The sequence below is a fragment of the Ralstonia soli genome (genome assembly GCF_023955655.1).
In the GTDB taxonomy this organism is placed as follows: domain Bacteria; phylum Pseudomonadota; class Gammaproteobacteria; order Burkholderiales; family Burkholderiaceae; genus Ralstonia; species Ralstonia soli.
Genome location: NZ_JAMXHT010000003.1, coordinates 578114 through 597087, shown reverse-complemented (window position 1 = coordinate 597087; position 18974 = coordinate 578114). Strand labels below are relative to the sequence as shown.

General features: G+C 57.8%; 15 protein-coding genes and 2 pseudogenes. 13 read left to right on the top strand and 4 right to left on the bottom strand.

Going from position 1 to position 18974, the window contains the following annotated elements; translation table 11 throughout:
• The first annotated feature begins 4 nt into the window (after positions 1-4).
• From rfbC to NG900_RS09820, 10 genes are all read left to right on the top strand, one after another.
• Positions 5-559 carry a dTDP-4-dehydrorhamnose 3,5-epimerase gene (gene rfbC / locus NG900_RS09865; protein ID WP_252679714.1) on the top strand — a complete coding sequence of 185 codons (555 nt, stop codon included), beginning with the start codon at positions 5-7 and terminating at the stop codon, positions 557-559.
• Between the two features lie 77 nt (positions 560-636).
• Entirely contained in the window at positions 637-1914 is a 1278-nt protein-coding gene (gene tviB / locus NG900_RS09860; RefSeq protein ID WP_252679712.1) for a Vi polysaccharide biosynthesis UDP-N-acetylglucosamine C-6 dehydrogenase TviB, read from the top strand.
• Positions 1915-2222: 308 nt separating this feature from the next.
• Entirely contained in the window at positions 2223-3092 is an 870-nt protein-coding gene (locus NG900_RS09855) for a dTDP-4-dehydrorhamnose reductase family protein (protein WP_252679710.1), read from the top strand.
• A gap of 25 nt (positions 3093-3117) precedes the next feature.
• Positions 3118-4161, top strand: a complete 1044-nt coding sequence (locus tag NG900_RS09850; protein WP_252679844.1) for a polysaccharide biosynthesis protein — start codon at positions 3118-3120, stop codon at positions 4159-4161.
• A gap of 4 nt (positions 4162-4165) precedes the next feature.
• Positions 4166-5296: a non-hydrolyzing UDP-N-acetylglucosamine 2-epimerase gene (gene wecB / locus NG900_RS09845; RefSeq protein WP_252679708.1), complete on the top strand. Its 1131-nt coding sequence runs from the start codon at positions 4166-4168 to the stop codon at positions 5294-5296.
• 11 nt (positions 5297-5307) lie between these two features.
• A complete protein-coding gene (locus tag NG900_RS09840) occupies positions 5308-6561 on the top strand; it encodes a glycosyltransferase family 4 protein (RefSeq protein WP_252679706.1) in 1254 nt (417 codons plus the stop codon).
• Entirely contained in the window at positions 6558-7502 is a 945-nt protein-coding gene (locus NG900_RS09835; protein WP_252679704.1) for a UDP-glucose 4-epimerase family protein, read from the top strand. The genes NG900_RS09840 and NG900_RS09835 overlap by 4 nt, the downstream gene beginning before the upstream one ends.
• A complete protein-coding gene (locus tag NG900_RS09830; RefSeq protein ID WP_252679702.1) occupies positions 7499-8059 on the top strand; it encodes a sugar transferase in 561 nt (186 codons plus the stop codon). The genes NG900_RS09835 and NG900_RS09830 overlap by 4 nt, the downstream gene beginning before the upstream one ends.
• A complete protein-coding gene (locus NG900_RS09825; RefSeq protein ID WP_252679701.1) occupies positions 8059-8631 on the top strand; it encodes an acetyltransferase in 573 nt (190 codons plus the stop codon). The genes NG900_RS09830 and NG900_RS09825 overlap by 1 nt, the downstream gene beginning before the upstream one ends.
• A 17-nt stretch (positions 8632-8648) precedes the next feature.
• Positions 8649-10625, top strand: a complete 1977-nt coding sequence (locus NG900_RS09820; RefSeq protein WP_420804140.1) for a polysaccharide biosynthesis protein — start codon at positions 8649-8651, stop codon at positions 10623-10625.
• Between the two features lie 165 nt (positions 10626-10790).
• Here NG900_RS09820 and NG900_RS09815 read toward each other — a convergent pair.
• Positions 10791-11914 (bottom strand): IS3 family transposase gene (locus tag NG900_RS09815; protein ID WP_252679700.1). Its coding sequence is split into 2 segments (ribosomal slippage): positions 10791-11653 and positions 11653-11914, totalling 1125 coding nucleotides; the frame shifts between segments, so codons are not numbered across the junction.
• Between the two features lie 169 nt (positions 11915-12083).
• Entirely contained in the window at positions 12084-12944 is an 861-nt protein-coding gene (locus tag NG900_RS09810; RefSeq protein ID WP_252679699.1) for a GumC domain-containing protein, read from the bottom strand.
• A 796-nt stretch (positions 12945-13740) separates the two neighbouring features.
• Here NG900_RS09810 and NG900_RS09805 point away from each other — a divergent pair.
• Entirely contained in the window at positions 13741-15081 is a 1341-nt protein-coding gene (locus NG900_RS09805; protein WP_252679698.1) for a hypothetical protein, read from the top strand.
• Between the two features lie 237 nt (positions 15082-15318).
• Here NG900_RS09805 and NG900_RS09800 read toward each other — a convergent pair.
• A pseudogene (locus NG900_RS09800) lies at positions 15319-15681 on the bottom strand (integrase core domain-containing protein); the annotation flags it as partial.
• Positions 15682-15719: 38 nt separating this feature from the next.
• On the opposite strand from NG900_RS09800, the gene NG900_RS09795 reads away from it, so the two are divergent.
• Positions 15720-16091 (top strand): transposase, encoded by a 372-nt coding sequence (locus NG900_RS09795; RefSeq protein WP_252679697.1) that lies wholly within the window; start codon positions 15720-15722, stop codon positions 16089-16091.
• A gap of 237 nt (positions 16092-16328) precedes the next feature.
• Here NG900_RS09795 and NG900_RS09790 read toward each other — a convergent pair.
• Positions 16329-16966: pseudogene (locus NG900_RS09790) on the bottom strand (transposase); the annotation flags it as partial.
• A gap of 674 nt (positions 16967-17640) precedes the next feature.
• Here NG900_RS09790 and NG900_RS09785 point away from each other — a divergent pair.
• A complete protein-coding gene (locus NG900_RS09785; RefSeq protein ID WP_252679696.1) occupies positions 17641-18924 on the top strand; it encodes a nucleotide sugar dehydrogenase in 1284 nt (427 codons plus the stop codon).
• Positions 18925-18974 lie beyond the last annotated feature (50 nt).

Genomic DNA, 18974 nt, shown 5'->3' with positions numbered 1-18974 from the left:
TCAAATGAGTCTGAAGGTTACTCACACAGGAATTCCAGATGTTCTGGTGATCGAGCCAGAAGTGTTTGGGGATGCTCGCGGTTTTTTCATCGAGACTTTTAACCAGAGATCCTTCGTAGAGGCGACCGGCTTGAATCTCGATTTTGTTCAGGACAACCATAGTCGGAGTAGCAAAGGAGTGCTGCGCGGGCTGCACTACCAGCTCGAACAGCCGCAGGGCAAGTTGGTGCGTGTCGTCAGCGGTGCTGTCTTTGATGCCGCGGTGGACCTTCGCAAGGGCTCACCAACGTTTGGCAAATGGGTCGGCGTTGAGTTGACGGCGGAGAACCACAAGCAACTATGGGTTCCTCCCGGGTTTGGGCATGGGTTCCTCGTGCTGAGCGAGTCTGCGGATTTCCTGTACAAGACGACCGACTACTACGCCCCTCAACATGAACGATGCATCAAGTGGGATGACCCGAGCATCGGCATTGAATGGCCGGATATCGACTGTCCACCGGTGTTGTCAGCGAAGGATCAGCAGGGAATGGCTTTGGGTGTTGCCGAGGTCTACGTCTGAGCACGCCATGCCGGCGAAGAGATGCATGACCTCTCGCGCGGCACACTGAATTCGTCTTATTTATTAGTTCTTTCTTTATGAACCTGAATCAAGCAAAGATTGCCGTTATTGGTCTCGGTTATGTTGGCCTGCCTTTGGCTGTGGAATTCGGCAAGAAGCGGCCTGTTGTTGGGTTTGACATCAATCCGGCGCGTATCGTAGAACTGCAGTCTGGCCAGGACGGGACCCTTGAAGTTAGTGTGGAAGAGCTGAAGACTGCTAGCCAGCTTAGCTATAGCTGTGCGCCGGAGGATTTGCAATCCTGCGAGGTCTTTATCGTAACGGTGCCGACCCCGGTTGATAAGGCCAACCGGCCTGATATGACCCCGCTGATCAAGGCTAGTGAGACTGTTGGGAAGGTGATGCCCCGAAATGCAGTGGTGATTTATGAGTCCACTGTCTATCCCGGGGCTACGGAGGAGGTCTGTGTTCCGGTGCTGGAGCGTATGAGCGGCATGAAATTCAATGTCGACTTCTTCTGCGGATATAGCCCTGAGCGAATCAATCCGGGTGACAAAGAGCACCGTCTACCGACAATCAAGAAGGTGACCAGCGGAAGCACTCCGGAGATCGCGGACGGGGTTGACGCTCTCTATGGCCAGATCATCATGGCTGGTACCCACAAGGCGAGCAGCATCAAGGTGGCGGAGGCGGCGAAGGTGATTGAGAACACTCAGCGCGACCTCAATATCGCCTTGATGAATGAGTTGAGTTTGATCTTTCACCGCTTGGAGATCGACACCTTGGAGGTGCTGGAGGCCGCGGGTACGAAGTGGAATTTTCTGCCGTTCCGTCCTGGCTTGGTAGGCGGTCACTGTATCGGTGTCGATCCTTACTACCTCACGCACAAAGCGCAAGAGGTTGGCTATCACCCTGAAGTCATCCTCGCTGGCCGTCGCATTAACGACAACATGGCCAGCCACGTCGCGGACGAAACCGTCAAGCTGATGCTGCGCAAGAATTTGCCTGTGCTGGGCAGCAAGATACTTGTGCTGGGTTTGACGTTTAAGGAGAACTGTCCCGACGTTCGCAACACCAAGGTGGTAGACATCGTGAGCAACTTGCAGCGATACAACGCGCACGTAGACATCTACGATCCCTGGATCCACCTAGATGATGCTAAGCACGAATATGGACTGACGTGTCTGTCAGAACCGCCTCCCCTGGGAACCTATGCTGCCATTGTGCTAGCCGTGGGTCACCGCGAGTTCGTCGCCATGGGGGAATCCGGCATCAAGGCTTTGGGTGTGTCGGACGTGGTGCTATTTGACGTGAAGGGCATTTTGAAAAACGGAGCAGCAGACGCGCGCCTTTAAGAACACATAGAACAAGAGCAAACCGTATTACCCATGAACTGAGCCAAAGCGCTCAGCCGATTTGTGGGGATTCCACGCTGGCGATGTGCGGCACCGTTCGGCCGACCTCGGGAAAGCGAGTGTTCTGATCGGGTCTGCCGCAACGTACGGGCTGTGCGCTGGTGCCGAGGCGATACCTTGGTATGTGGCGCATGTCTGATTAGTAGCCGGAGGTTGGTTTTAAGGTGTGTGCTGTGTGGCAGATGGCCATCACGGCGCTGAGCACTGGTACGGAGATTTCTGCAGAATTTCTTTAGGAAAATAAGTTCATGACGAGCAAACCTATACGTGTGTTGATCTTGGGGGCGTCCGGCATGCTGGGCAATGCCGTGATGCGCTTATTCGCGCAAAGCCCGGGTTATCAGGCGATTGGCTCGGTCCGTTCAGCGAGTGCATTGCGCTCGCTACCCAAAGAGCTGCACGCGAACGTAGTCACGGGTGTGGATGTGGAAAATAGCGACGCCCTGACAAGACTGTTTGCGATGGTACATCCGGACGTTGTCATCAATTGTGTCGGTCTGGTCAAGCAACTGGCCGAGGCTGATGATGCGCTGTCGGCCATACCCATTAACGCCCTGTTGCCGCACCGATTGGCGCGGTTGTGCGAGGTGGCCGGCGCGCGTATGGTTCACATGAGCACCGACTGCGTTTTCTCGGGTGCCAAGGGGATGTACACCGAAGCAGACGTGTCGGATGCCAGGGACCTCTATGGTCGCAGCAAGTACTTGGGTGAAGTTGACTATCCGCATGCCATTACGCTGCGTACGTCTATCATCGGCCATGAACTGGACGGCGCACGCAGCCTTGTTGGATGGTTTCTGGCCCAAGAGAGCCGCGTCAAAGGTTTCAGCCGTGCTATCTTTTCCGGCTTGCCCACCGTGGAGATCGCACGCTTGATTCGCGACCATGTCATTCCGCACCCGGAACTCCATGGTCTTTACCACGTGTCGTCGGAACCTATTAACAAGCTCGATTTGCTGACGCTCGTCGCCGAAGTTTATGGAAAAGTCATCGAAATCATGCCAGATGATCAGTTGGTGATCGACCGCTCATTGGATTCGACGCGTTTCCGGCAGGCAGCGGGTTTTCAACCCAAGCCGTGGCCAGAGCTGGTGCGGACCATGCATGAATTTGGTTGAAGAGAAGAACTCGACAAGTCCCAAAATGTTCAAAGATAGAATTTTGTTAATTACCGGTGGTACCGGCTCATTCGGCAACGCCGTGCTGCGTCGCTTCCTGAGTTCTGAGTTGCGCGAGATTCGTGTGTTCAGTCGGGACGAGAAGAAGCAAGATGACATGCGCAAGCGCTACAACAATCCGAAGCTGAAGTTCTACATCGGTGATGTGCGTGATGCCCATAGCGTAGGGACTGCCATGCGCGGCGTAGATTACGTGTTCCACGCCGCAGCGCTGAAGCAAGTTCCGTCCTGTGAGTTCCATCCGATGGAAGCCGTGCGCACTAATGTGCTGGGCACAGAGAATGTGCTCGATGCGGCGATTCGTGCCGGGGTGCAAAGGGTGGTGTGCTTGAGCACCGACAAGGCCGTGTATCCGATTAACGCCATGGGCATCAGCAAAGCCCTGATGGAGAAGGTCATGGTGGCCGCCAGTCGCAATCTGGAGGGAACGAACACCGTGATTTGCGGCACGCGCTACGGCAATGTGATGGCATCGCGCGGTTCAGTCATTCCGCTCTTCGTGGAGCAGGTTCTGGCCGGGAAGGCCATCACCGTGACCGACCCGACGATGACCCGCTTCATGATGACGCTGGCGGATGCGGTCGATCTGGTCTTATACGCCTTCGAACACGGCAACAACGGGGATATCTTCGTACAGAAGGCTCCGGCAGCAACCGTGGACGTGCTGACTCAGGCCATTTTGGACCTGATGGGCAAGCCAGAGCATCCCGTGCAAGTGATGGGGACGCGCCATGGGGAGAAGTTGTACGAGGCGTTGCTCAGCCGCGAGGAAATCGCGTGCGCCGAGGATTTGGACGAGTACTATCGAGTGCCACCTGATGGCCGCGACCTGAACTACAGCAAGTATGTCGAGGAGGGGGAGCCGCGTCTGACGCAAAGTATGCATGGTGAGGACTACAACTCGCACAACACGACACGGTTGGATGTGGACGGCATGAAGGCTCTGCTGCTCAAGCTCGACTTTATGCAGCGTATCGTGCGCGGTGAACACGCAGTCGCGGAGGACTGAAGTCGTGAAGAAACTCAAGGTCATGACGGTGGTCGGCACACGACCCGAGATCATTCGTCTCTCGCGCGTGATGACGCGACTCGATGAGTACTGCGATCACGTCGTGGTGCATACGGGGCAGAACTACGATTACGAACTCAACCAGATCTTCTTTGATGATCTAGGCATCCGCAAGCCCGATCATTTCCTGAATGCGGCGGGCGGCAGCGCTGCGGAAACCATCGGCAAGGTCATCATCGCAGTGGACGGTGTACTAGCGGCGGAGAAACCCGATGCCTTGCTGGTGCTGGGTGATACCAACAGCTGTATGGCGGTGCTGCCGGCGAAGCGGCGCAAAGTGCCAGTGTTCCACATGGAGGCCGGCAATCGCTGCTTCGACCAGCGCGTGCCCGAGGAGATCAACCGACGCATCGTGGATCACACAGCGGACGTCAATCTGACCTACAGCACCATTGCTCGCGAATGTTTGTTGCGTGAGGGATTGCCATCGGACCTCGTGATCAAGACGGGTAGTCCGATGACGGAGGTACTCGCCCATTACATGCCGCGCATCGAAGCGTCCGACGTGCTGGACCGCCTTGGCTTGTCAAAGGGGGCGTTTTTTGTGGTCAGCGCTCACCGCGAGGAAAACGTCGATTCCGCCCCCAACTTTCGCAAGTTGGTAGAGCTGTTGAATACGGTGGCAGAGCAGTATGGTCTGCCCGTCATCGTGTCGACGCACCCGCGCACGCAAAAGCGCGTGGATGCTATCGGGGCGAAGTTTCACACCAACGTGCGGCTGCTTAAGCCGCTCGGTTTCACCGATTACAACAAGCTACAGATGTCCGCCAAGGCCGTACTGTCGGACAGTGGCACGATCAGCGAGGAATCGTCCATCCTGAACTTTCCCGCGCTGAATCTGCGTGAGGCGCAGGAACGACACGAAGGCATGGAAGAGGGCGCGGTGATGCTGGTGGGGCAGGACGTGGAGCGGGTAATGCAGGGCTTGGCTATCCTGCAGAGCCAGCCAAGCGGTCAGACGCGTATGCTGCGCATGGTGGCTGACTACAGCATGCCCAATGTTTCTGACAAGGTTCTGCGCATCATCCACAGCTACACGGACTACGTGAACCGCGTGGTCTGGAAGAAATATTGAGCAATTGATTTATGCGATTGCTGATCGTTACCCAGTACTTCTGGCCAGAGAACTTCCGAATCAATGACCTGGTCGCCGAGCTGGCGCGGCGCGGGCACCAGGTCACGGTATTGACGGGTTTACCTAACTACCCTGATGGGAGCGTTTTTCCTCAGTTTCGCGCCGATCCGGCTCGCTTTGCTCGATACGAGGGGGCCGAGATTGTCCGTGTGCCGATGATGCCGCGGGGCGCGGGCAGTTTGCGCCTGATGCTGAACTATCTGAGCTTTGCAGTGAGTGCGTCGACCATGGGTCTGGGGAGGCTGCGCGGACGGCAATTTGACGCGGTCTTCGCATACGAACCATCGCCGATCACCGTAGGGCTGCCGGCGGCGGTAATGCGTGCCGCCAAGCGCGCTCCGATGGCTTTCTGGGTGCAGGATCTTTGGCCGGAAACTTTGCAGGCGATTGGTGTCGTGCGCTCACCCGCCATTCTGCGGGCAGTGGGTAAGCTGGTAGCGTTCATTTACAAGCGCTGTGACCTGATTCTGGCGCAGTCGCACAGCTTCATTCCGCAGATACGCAAATATGCGGCAGCGGACAGTCGGGTGGAGTACTTCCCTGGATGGGCTGAATCAGTCTTCGATATGCAGCATGCGATTGCCGCAGAGGAGGTGCCGGTCAAGCCTGGGAGCTTCAATGTCATGTTCGCCGGCAATATTGGCGTGGCCCAGGATTTCCCTGCGATTCTGGCCGCGGCCGAGGCGCTCAAGGACCATGCGCACATTCGCTGGCTGATTGTCGGCGACGGCAGAATGGGCGGTTGGGTCGCCGATGAAATCAAACGCCGTCAGTTGCAGGACCGCGTGCTGATGCTCGGACGGCACCCTTTGGACAGAATGCCATCATTTTTCAAGCACGCGCAAGCCCTGTTGGTGAGCTTGAAGGACGAACCCATTTTTTCCATGACGATTCCGAGCAAGCTGCAGTCGTATCTGGCGGCTGGCATCCCGGTAGTCGCTATGTTGAATGGGGAAGGGTCTACGGTCGTGAGGGACTCGGGCGCGGGCCTGACCTGCGCTGCGGGCGATCACGAGGCGCTGGCCGCCGCTGTGTTGCAGCTGTCCCGTATGACGATGCAAGAGCGCGAGGTCATGGGTTGCAATGGGTTGGCTGTGAGCGCGCGCGAGTTTGATCGGGAAACCCTGATCAGTCGTCTGGAGGCGTGGATCGAACAGTTAAGACTCGCGGATGACTCGCCTTCCGTCTCCAGGGGGGCGTCGTGATTCTGGTGACAGGAGCAACGGGTTTTGTCGGTAGCGCGTTGGTGGGCAAGCTGGCCCGTGACGGTTTCGCTACGCGCGCGGCGATTCGTCGAGACTGCGTCAGCCTTCCAGTCGGTGTCCAGACGGTTCGCGTCGGCGACTTGTCCGCGGGGACAGACTGGCGGGATGCATTGAGCGCCGTCGACGTGATCGTGCACACAGCCGCGCGTGTGCATGTGATGGCTGAGACCGCGAGTGATCCCCTGGCCGAATTTAGGCGCGCCAATGTTGACGGCACGCTGCACCTCGCTCGGCAGGCTGCCGAGGCCGGCGTGCGGCGATTTGTGTTTGTCAGCTCCATCAAGGTCAACGGGGAATCCTCCCCGGTGGGGCGGCCATTTACGGCGGACGATTTTCCCGCGCCGCTTGATCCTTATGGCGTATCCAAGATGGAGGCTGAGAACAGGCTGCGCGAACTTGCTGAACAGACCGGCATGGAGGTGGTCATTGTCCGGCCTCCGCTCGTCTATGGGCCGGGCGTCAAGGCCAACTTCGCATCCATGATGCGATGGTTGCGCCGTGGCGTGCCGTTGCCATTGGGTGCGATTCATAATGCGCGCAGCTTGGTGGCTCTGGACAATCTGGTGGATTTGTTGGTGACCTGCCTCTCACATCCAGCTGCCGCAGGGCAGGTATTTCTAGTGTCGGACGGCGAAGATGTGTCAACCACAGAATTGTTGAGGCGCGCCGCACGAGCGATGGGCCGATCGGCGCGTTTGCTGCCGATTCCTTCGGCCTGTTTGGAGGGGGCAGCGGCGCTGGTGGGCAAGAAATCTGTAGCACAGCGCCTGTGCGGTTCATTGCAGGTCGACATTGAAAAAACGCGACGGCTGTTGGGATGGCGCCCGCCCCTGACGTTGGATCAAGGCTTGAAAAAGGCCGTGGAGGGTTTGGAGCCGTGAAGCGATCGTTTGATTTGTTGTTGGCACTGATGGCAGCGACCGTACTGGCTGTCCCGGTGCTGGTCGTCGCTTTGCTAGTGCGCCTGACATCTCCCGGCCCCGCCCTGTATTGGTCCGACCGGGTTGGACGTAACAACAAGATATTCAGGATGCCCAAGTTCCGCAGCATGCGGGTAGGCACCCCCGCTGTGGCAACGCATCTGCTGGCAGATCCCAAGGCACATCTGACACCTATCGGGTCTTTCCTGCGGAAGACTAGCCTGGACGAATTGCCCCAACTGTGGAGTATTTTCGCTGGAGATATGAGCTTTGTTGGACCTCGTCCGGCGTTGTTCAATCAAGACGATTTGATTGCCTTGCGTACGGAATCTGGCGTACATCATCTAGTGCCCGGCCTTACCGGATGGGCTCAGGTGAATGGACGGGACGAATTGCCCATACCTGAAAAGGTGCAATTGGATGTGGAGTACTTGCGCAGGCAGTCGCTGATGTTCGATCTCCGGATCATCTGGATGACGTTCGTGAAGGTCGTGCGCCGGGATGGAGTATCACACTGATGAAGCGACTACTGATTGTCGGAGCGGGTGGCCACGGCCGTTCGGTCGCAGAAGCCGCGTGCGCTGCAGGCCAGTACGCGGTGGCGGGCTTTATTGACGACGTGACTGAGGCGCGGCAAGTTTGGGCGTGGCCAGTGATAGGTGGGACGTCCGATTTGGCCAAGTACCGTGATCTGGCTGACGCAGCCATCGTTGCGATTGGCAAGAACGGCTTACGGGAGAAACTGTGCGACCAGCTTCTGGCAGCCAATTTTGAATTGGCGACCATCGTGCACCCGAGAGCCATCGTATCGCCCAGCTCGGTGATCGGGGCAGGGAGTGCCATTATGGCGGGGGCGATTGTCGGGACCGAGGCGCAACTGGGCGTGGGTGCGATCGTCAACTGCGGCGCGGTGGTCGATCACCATTGTCGAGTAGAGAACTTTGGACACCTGGGCGTCAATGCTGCCATGGCGGGTGGCTCGACATTAGGATATGGGGCCTGGATGCAAGCGGGATCGGTCTTGGGTTATGGGGTTAAGGTTGCGGCGTGGGCGGTGTTGGAGCCGGGTCAGGCATTGCAATCAAAATGAGATTGAAGATTTCCAAGATGCTATTCCACAGATCAGCGGCTCCCTTGCTGGCTCTACCGCGCCCTGCAAAGCGCCTTGTTGTTGTGGCAGTGGATTTGATGCTAGCGGTGATTTCCGTCTGGGTCGCGTACTACCTGCGTATCGACCAAGTCGGTCTCCCGCAACTGCAGCAGAAGTACGTCTACATACTAGCGCCTCTGCTTGCATTCCCGATATTTGCGCGGTTTGGCCTCTACCGCGCCATCTTCCGTTATACGGGCATGTCGGCCTTGATGAGCACAGCTAAGGCGGTGGGCCTGTATGGCGCACTGTTTTTCCTGGCCATAGTTTTGTTTAAATGGGATGGGGTACCGCGCAGTGTTGGCTTGATACAGCCCATCATATTCCTGTTGTTGGTCAGCACCACGCGTGCGATGGCTCGGTTCTGGTTGGCAGGTCAGTTGAGTAAAGGGCACCATCACGGTGTCGGCCGATTGCTGATCTATGGGGCAGGCGAAGCTGGTGTGCAGACGGCCCTGGCGCTTGCCGTGGTGCGTGAATTCGTGTTGCTCGGTTACGTTGACGACGACACATCCAAGATTGGGCGCACTATCAACGGCCTGGACATCATCAGCCCAGAGGAAGTGCCCGATGCGATAGAGCGCATGGGCGTTACCGACATCCTGCTTGCGGTACCTTCGCTTGGGCGTGCGCGCCGTAATGCCATCATCGCCAAATTGCGCGAATTGCCGGTTCACGTCCGTACGCTGCCCGGCATGGTTGATCTCGCGTCAGGCCGTGTCACGGTGCGTGATTTCCAAGAGCTGGATGTCGAAGACCTTTTGGGGCGTGCTCCTGTGCCACCGGACGAGGCGCTGGTCGCACGCAATCTTGCCAACAAGACGGTTCTTGTGACCGGCGCGGGTGGCAGCATTGGTAGCGAGCTGTGTCGTCAGATCATGCTCGAGAAACCGCGCAAGCTGGTGCTTGTCGAGCATAACGAGTTTGGGCTGTACAGCATTCATCGAGAGTTAGAAGGCTTGCGTGCGGACAACCACTTGTCTGTTGAAATCGTGCCGCTGTTGGCAAGCGTTGCAAATCTGGATCGGCTGCGGGAAATTTGCCGTTTCCATCGGCCAGCAACGGTGTATCACGCTGCAGCCTATAAGCATGTCCCGCTCGTGGAGTGCAACCCATCTGAAGGTGTGCGGAACAATATCTTCGGTACGCTCAACATGGCGCGCGCTGCCATGGAGAGCGGCGCAGAGTATTTCGTTCTCGTTTCGACCGACAAGGCTGTTCGCCCGACAAACGTCATGGGGGCGTCAAAACGAATGGCGGAGTTGGCGCTGCAGGCGCTTGCGGCGAGTGACACCGTCGATTTCGGCTTGCTAAACGGCGATTCGAAGGTAGTTCAAAACCGTACTGTGTTTGCGATGGTGCGTTTTGGCAACGTGCTGGGCAGCAGTGGTAGCGTCGTGCCGCTCTTCCGGCGGCAGTTGCAAGAGGGCGGTCCGCTAACCGTGACACACGCCGAGGTGACGCGCTACTTCATGACAATTCCCGAGGCAGCGCAGTTGGTGCTGCAAGCCGGCGCAATGGCACATGGTGGTGAAGTTTTCGTGCTGGACATGGGGCGGCCGGTCAAGATCATGGATCTGGCGCGGCGCATGGTGCAGCTTTCTGGCCTGACGATCCGAGATGACAATCACCCAGCAGGGGATGTCGAAATCAAGATCACCGGACTGCGGCCTGGCGAAAAGCTGTATGAGGAATTGCTCATTGGAGACAACCCGGAGGGCACTGTTCACGAACGGATTATGAAGGCGCGTGAACACTATGTCCCGTGGACTCAGTTTGCTCCCGTCTTGGCCAATATGCGGACTGCGGCCGAAGAGGGGGACGAGCCCGCCATCAAGGAGATTCTGGGGGAGCATGTTCACGGCTATGGGCCGCAGGTTGTGAACGCTGCAGATGCGGAAACGGAAGCTGAATCCTCATTCGTTATCGAGTAGTAGCTACAAGTGCCACGGATACGTTGCCGCTAGTGTTTCACGGCAATGCTGTTGTTCAACATCCAAGCCCTATGATATTGTGACCTGCCCCCAATAAACCGGTCCACGGGGAAGCTAGTAGAGTCCGTTTTTGAGCGGCCTCGGTTTTCAGTGCCAACAGCAACGTTAGTCTTCGGCTTCTTGTTGGTCCGTCAGTTGGGCCTGCAGGCCCAACTGACGGACGTATTCGGCAGGGGACACTTCGCCTAGGGCCCTGTGAGGCCGACTCTCGTTGTATTCCACCCCCCACTGCTCAATTTGCTCTTTGGCGTCCGTCAGCGACGTGAACCAGTGTGCGTTCAGACATTCGTCGCGAAGCGTGCCATTGAAGGACTCCACGAATGCGTTATCCGTTGGCTTGCCTGGCTGGCTGAAGGCAATCTCGGCCTTATGATGGTAAGCCCACAGGTCCATCACCTGACTGGTAAATTCCGAGCCGTTATCGCACAACAGCATGCGCGGTGCTCCGCGCCGGATGCGCAGTTCGTCCAGTACACGCACAACGTCTGACGCACCCAGCCTCTGACCAACGTCGATTGCCAAAGCTTCGCGAGTAAAGATATCGACGATGGTCAGCGCACGAAATCGCTGACCGCTTGTCAGCTGGTCGGCCACGAAGTCCAGACTCCACGCGTGATTGGCCGCTGTGGCCCTGGCGCGGGAAGGACGACTCATCTGTGCCCGTCGTTTGCGGTTCGGCTTGTAGCGCAGCGACATGCCTTCTTCCCGGTACAAGCGATACAGCCGGTTCTTGCTGACCTGATAGCCCTCCCGTTGCAGTAGCACGCGAATCTTGCGGTAACCGTAACGCACGCGGGTCGCCGCGATTTCGCACATGCGCTGGCGCAATGCCGTCTGCGGGTCGCGGTGACTGCGATACTGATACACCGAGTGGGACAGCGCCACCAAGCGGCAGGCTCGGCGTTCCGTGACTGCGTACGCTGACTTCAGATAATCCACGATGCTGCGCCTCGGCGAAGGCTTCACCACTTTTTTTTCAATACGTCGGTCAGCATCGCCTTATCCAACGTCAACTCGGCAACGACCTTCTTCAACTGTGCGTTCTCGTCTTGAAGTTGTTTCAGCTGCCGAACCTGGCCCGTCTGCAGACCCGCATACACCTTCTTCCAGCGATAGAAGGTTTGCTCCGTAATGCCCACGTGACGAATCAGCTCCGCTACCGGCATCCCGGCTTCGGCCTGTTTCAACACTGCCACAATCTGTTCGACACTGAAGCGCTTGCGTTTCATCGTACGGCTCCTTTCTTGCTGAAAAGTCCGCCGAAAACTCGCTTACATCATGGCACTGTTTACTGGGGGCCGCTCAATTGAGTCGAAAAAAATCCCACAGCTGGCTGCGGGATTTTTTTATCCATGAGGCGAGAGCGATTACCGGAATTGATACCTCTCGCCATGCAATTCATGCGGTGCGAAAGGAGTGTTTGAGAAGTGCCAAGCCAGCACCAAGTATCAGACCCATCGCCACACCGGCAGCGATGAAGATCGCAATGCCCGGCGTACTGGGGCGTGCCGGAACATAGGCCGGCCCCATCGCTTTCGTTGGGTAGCTACGCAGCGGCCCTAACGCGTCCTGATACGCTGCGACTTGCTGCTGCAACTCAAGAATCTGGGTATTGATCAGCGAGGCGGTGTTGGAGGCTAGAACGTCGCGCGCGCCCATGCCGGTTGCAGTGCCCGAGGTGGCCAAGGATTTCAGGGTCTCACCGATGCGTGCATAGTCGCGCTGTGCGCTAGCGAGCTTGCCTTGAGCAGTTGCCTGATTGCGTTGCATATCAGTGATGGCCTGGTCGAACAGCTTTCGATGCTCGACCGAGAAGGTTTTCAGGGCTGCTTCCAGCGTTCCTGCGGCGGCTTCTCGCGAATAGGCGGAAACCTCGATGTTGATCAGGGTCGGACTTCGAGCAGCCGTTGCCTTCAATGAACTGAACGTCAGATCGGAATCCTTGTTGCCGGTGCCGGGGTTAGGCAATCCAAGGTCGTGGAGCACTTGGAGGTGGAAGCTCGGCAGGTTGTACCGCTCGACTGCAGTCAATTGGCTTTCGAGCGGCTGCGGTACCAGCGAACCCTTGGCATCAGGAATAGACACTTGTCCAAGCTGGATTGTCATCCTGGCCACCCAGCGGGGGTGAATAATCTGAGAGGCAGCCAACCCCAGCAATGCCCCAATGACGCCCACCAACAAAATGAGTTTGAAGGACTTCGCTAATACATGTATCGGGTGGAGGTCGGAGGTCTGCGGATCGGCGCGTGTGAGGGGCATATGTGACGTGAGCGTTCAAACTTCCAAATTGTAGCGTCTCTTTACCCATCAGCTTATACAGAACCCCTCCCCGCCGGAGCGGATAGCGGAAGAAGCCATTGAGTTTCAACGACACAGCGCAGGGCTTACAAGCGCGTGAGGACTCGTGTCTGCGCTCGCTTTTTGCGTGAACGCCTCGGTCCTGGCCTCGGCCTGAGGGACGCGGACCGAATTTGCTGACCTCGACCTTGGCGGCGCGCCTGAACAAGCGAGCGAGGATTTTGATGAAACGATTGGCAGCCAAGCCAGGGGCCGGTGTGCCGCCAGCGTGCCGACGCTGAGGTGATGCGATGGCGTCATACCGCTTCTTCGGCAACGCCGAGGTGGAATGGCGCGCGGTTCTGGCGCCGCGCTGCAGCAAACCAAGCAGCGCATGGCAGCCCATCAGGTCGTGCTGTGCCTGCAAGACCACTGTGCTTCGGCACGCTAGCCGAAGGATGTCTAGGGCACGCGCAGCGATATGAGGGAAAGCCAGCGTTGGATCGAAGGGTACGAACGTAGCGGGGGAGCGCCGTGAGCGTGCCGCATACGCGGTTGGTGTACATCGCGGATCACGAAGCAGACATGATTGGGCTGATGGCGCGCCCAGGAATCGGGCACGTCGGCAGACTGGCTGATTCGCTCAGCCCATTATCGTGCACCCGCAAGGGCGGCGAAGTTGTGCTCGAGCCGGTAGCAAGTACCCCAGGTTTGGCTGGCGATGAGTGCGGTATTATCGCGTGCCTGTTCTTGCGAAAGTGTAAAGGAGGAAGCCCCAATGACAGAACTGCTGCTCCTGGTGTTCCCTCTGCCATGGGTGGGGTTATGGATCGGCCGTAAGAATCGTTCGACGCCGATTCCGGACATTGGAGTGTTTCTGGGGTTCTGCGTCCTGCTGTATGGATGGCTTCCGCTCATCGGCATCTACCTGAACAGGCAAGGTATCGGAGAGATATTGGACACCCGGTACGAATTCGGCGGGTTCACCGACGACCAAGTGTTCTTCGCCGGTCTGGCCTACTTCCTGTTCCTACTCGGCTTCGCCTGCGTCTACCGCCTGACGCGCCGGTATCACGTCGTCGTAGAGACCATCCGTGTGCCGGAAGTGAAGGAAATCCGGGCCCTCGGCTACGGATTGGTCTTCGTTTTTCTCACTGACTTCGCGGTGCGAACCATGGCCAACGTGCCGGTCGCGGCTTCGTACATCGAAAGCTACACAGTGTTGCGCAATCTGCCGCTAATCCTTCAGCAGCTCATCGCCACCGCAGAACGATTGCAATTCACCTTCTTCTTAGCGCTCATGGTTTTCACCATTGCGAAGGCACCAAAGTGGCATCGCCTGTGGATCGTCGCGGTTGCCGGGATCTTGGCGCAGTCGGCCGTGGCCGGCGGCAGCCGGTCGGGCGCCGCGCTGTGTGCCTTGAGCTATCTGCTTTGCTACATGATTCTGGTGCGTCGCCTCAAGCCTTCGACCTGGGTGACGATGACTCTCGTCGGCATCGTCCTGTTCCTGCTCGCCGGCCAGATTCGTGGTGGCGTATCCGAGACCACGGCGATCTCGGGCCTCCAGTCGGGCGAATTCTCGTCCGTCTTCATCAACGCGCTCGACATCATGAAGCAAAAGCAGATGGTCGTCGACTTCGACGTCCCGCTTTACACGCTGGACCTCGCGCGCGTGGTTCCGCAGCAGCTTCTCTGGTTCGACAAGCTGGACCCCTCAGTCTGGTACGTGTCCACGTTCTATCCGGAGTTTGCGATGGCCGGTGGCGGCCTCGCTTTCGGTGCCATCACTGAGTCGTTTGTCGGGTTCGGCGTGATGGAAGCCTTGCTGCGCGGCATGCTGCTCGGGCTGGTCGCGGCATTTGTCGTTAACCGGCTGCTGCGTGAGAGCGTGACACCGATGAAAATCGTCGTCTACATATGGCTTTTCGCCATGTCGTATCAATCGATTCGCGACACCACATTCACCTTGTTTGCTCGTTACGTAGTTCAGGTAATGCCGGTGGCTATTTACGTGCATTTCATGGCAGCCTCGCTTCAACGCAAAACGTATCGGAATTTATGTTCTGAAAAAACGGCGCCGACAAAGCTTCCGGTTGTTGAAACACCGGCGACGTGACAGGGCACGGCGAACGTATCGGTTTATGCACATCTTTTGCCCGATTTTTGAGCGAATTGACCGGAGGTCCTTTGCAAGGGATTTCGGGGGGGCATCCGAAAAGCTCGATACGATGCCGTCAGATAAGGTACTCGTTCATCGAATCATAATAGGCATGCCGAGACATATATATGCCGATGGTTATACTGTTGCAGTACTTCTCGAGGTGCAAGTTGACCCTATGACCCTACACCGGAATTAGTACCGTCCAGAAGTGGAGATTTCCGGCATCGTTGATTCGTGCGCCGAGGCACTTTCCCTTGCCTGACGGGCGAATTCGTCGGGTGTCGCCCACTGCAGTGCGGAGTGGGGACGGCTCTCGTTATGGTACCGCCGCCAGTCGGCGATTTTGCTCCGAGCATCGTCCAAGGACAAGAACCAGTGCTCGTTCAGGCATTCCTGTCGGAAGCGCCCGTTGAAGCTTTCCACCTTGGCATTGTCGGTCGGCGTGCCTGGTCGACTGAAGTCGAGCTCCACGCCGTGCTCGTACGCCCATCGGTCCATGGCCTTCGAGATGAACTCGCTGCCATTGTCCACCTTGATGGTCTGAGGTGTGCCACGCTCGGCAACGCCTGCAATCGATTCCCGGTGTAGGGCCCTTGCTTGCAACGGCCATCGTGGCTTCGATTGGCAATGGCAGCGAATTCAAACGCGCGCGCGATCTTGCCTCGTGGGCAGGGCTCGTCCCCAGGCAGCTTTCCACCGGTGGTACGACACGCTTGGCAGGCATCACAAAGCGAGGCAACGCCTATCTGCGGCGCCTCCTGATCCAAGGGGCCAGAGCCGTCTGGGTGTGGAAGGATAAGCACCCGAATGACCCGTTGCAACGATGGCTCATCCAACTTGCCGCGCGCCGGCGTACACATGTTGCCGTAACCGCTTTGGCTAACAAGATTGCGCGCATCGTGTGGGCCGTATTGCGCAGCGGCAAGGATTTCCAGGTGCAGTACCGCCTTCACCCAATGAACTAGAGTTCTTTTGCTTTCCGCAGCTCGCGAAGCATCGACATGGCAGCAACGACCATCCGTCGCACCCGTAGACCCGTCTGGACTTTCGGCGCTTCTGACGCCTTCACACTAATCGGAACGGGAGCGTGCGGTTTCTTTATGCAGGCCAAGGACACTTTGGAAGTGTCTGCAACAGGCCGGATAGATAAACGCGAGTCGTTCAGCGCCACCAGTTTGAGCTTGCGGTTTGCGGGCGGACTATAGAAAGTCCATGCTCCAGATTTCGTTGATGGCAGTGACGATGCTCTTGGGCTGGCGTAGCCGTGCGGACTTGTTGCGCTTGGGGCGTTTATGCCGCAGCGACAAGCCTTCGGCTCGGTACAGTCGATAGACGCGTTTGTGATTGTCTTTCCAGCCTTCCCGCTGCAGCATCACGTGCACACGACGATAGCCGTAATGGACGCGCGTGGCTGCAATCTCTTTGATGCGTGCAAGCAATGCCGACGAGTCGCGTGCAACCGACCGATACCCGTACAACGAGCGCGACATGTGGAACAACGCGCAAGCCTTGGTCAGGCTTACGCGGTAGCGGTCACGCAACTCATCCACCAGCGTGTGCTTGCGGGAAGCCTTCAGACCTTTTTTGACAGCACGTCCTGCAGCATGGCCTTGTCCAGGCACAGGTCCGCCACCAGTCGCTTGAGCTTCGCATTTTCTTCCTCGAGTTGCCGCATCCGGCGCAACTCCGAAGGGCCGATGCCTCCGTACTTCTTCTTCCAGTTGTAGAACGTCGCTTCGCTGATGCCCAGCTTACGGCACACCTCCTCGACCTTCGTACCCAGCTCCGCTTGCTTGAGCGCGAACGCTATCTGCGCCTCGGTGAACTTGCTCATCTTCATGGCATGTCTTCCGTTTCAAATCGTGAAAATCATGCCGGATTCTCTACTTCTCAGCGGTACTGTTTCTTGGTGTAGGGTCATAGGGTCAGGTCAGTTGGCTTCGAGCCCTAAACAGCGTTTCTCTCAAGATTGCTCAACGCTATGGTTCAATCGGGGCAAGTCGGCTGCCGTCCTAGTGAAAACGCAGCCGACTGGCGGCGAACATGATTGCCAGTTAAACCTGTCGACTTATACCCATCTCGGGCATGCCCTTCCGAATCAGTGACTTACGAGCGCCTTGTCCGACGACATCGGATCAAGCTTTTCGGATGCCGCTACCCGGAATCCCTTGCTACAAGGGCCTCAGGTGGATTCGCTCAAAAATTAGGCAAAAGATGTGTATAAGCCGATGGAGCGAACGGGCCTGCTACGGGGCTGGCGCGTTTGTCCAGGCGAGGGGCAAGATAGCGGTGCGCGGCCCCCTCCGCGGGCAGTCCGGCGGGGCGCGGTGATACAATCTACAGTTTGGTAAAGGGCAGATCTGTGTCTGCATTCGACCACTCCGGGGACCGATGCGCACTTCTGTCTCACGGGTTAAACGAAACAGTCTTTGACGGCCATACTGTCCTCTCGTCATCCGGAATTATCGGCACGGGTCACAAGACGTTCAGTCGATACATTAGGTTATTGAATTGATGCATACGCGAAAAATTTCTGTGGTCGGTCTCGGGTATGTGGGTCTGCCCGTAGCAGTTGCATTTGGTAAATCCGCTCGAACCGTTGCATTCGACATAAATCTTTCGCGCCTCGACGAGTTGCGCCGGGGCCACGACCGTACGAATGAAGTGGCGACCGACGACCTGAAACAAGCCGACCTGTTGCTGACGGCGGAGACGAGCGAGCTGGCCCAGGCCGATTTCCATATCGTGGCGGTCCCGACACCGGTCGATGGCGCCCATCAGCCGGATCTCACGCCGGTCATCAAGGCAACGGATACCGTCGGCCGGGCGCTCAAGCGCGGCGACATCGTCGTCTACGAATCGACCGTCTACCCCGGTGTGACCGAAGATGTGTGCGTGCCGATTCTCGAGCGCGTTTCGGGCCTGACTTTCGGCCGCGACTTCACCGTCGGCTACAGTCCCGAGCGTATCAACCCGGGTGACAAGGAACACACTTTCACCAAGATCACCAAAGTGGTCTCGGGTAGCGACGAAGCCACAAGCAAGATCGTGGCCGACGTCTACCGCTCGGTCGTCACGGCGGGCGTGTATGCCGCGTCGTCGATCAAGGTGGCAGAAGCCGCGAAGGTCATCGAAAACACGCAGCGCGACCTGAACATCGCGCTGATGAACGAACTGGCGATCATCTTCAATCGCATCGGCATCGACACGCGCGAAGTGCTCGAAGCTGCCGGCACCAAGTGGAACTTCCTGAAGTTCTCCCCCGGCCTGGTGGGCGGCCATTGCATCGGCGTCGACCCATACTACCTGACGCATATCGCTGAGCGCTTCGGCTACATCCCGCAGGTCATTCTTTCGGGCCGTCGCATCAACGACGGCATGGGTGCCTACATCGCGCAACAGACGATCAAGCAAATGATTCGCGCCGGGCACCATGTCGCCAACGCGACCGTGACCGTCTTTGGTCTGACGTTCAAGGAAGACTGCCCCGACCTGCGCAACTCGCGCGTCGTGGACGTGATTCGCGAACTGGAGTCGTTCGGCGTGAAGGTGCAAGTGTGCGATCCGGAAGCGGATCCGGAGGAAGCGCGTCACGAATATGGCGTCGAGCTTTGCGATCTCAACGCGCTCAAACCTGCTCAGGCGCTCGTCGCCGCCGTTGCACACAGCAAATTCCGTCAGATGACGCCGCGCGATCTCCTCGGCCTGCTTACGGAAAACCCCGTCGTCGTCGACGTCAAGAGCATTTACGACCGCGCGACTTTCGCCGCTGCCGGCGTGGACCTCTGGCGCCTCTGATCGACGCGCTCCAAAATCGAAACGACAATCACGGGGCCGGCGGGATTACA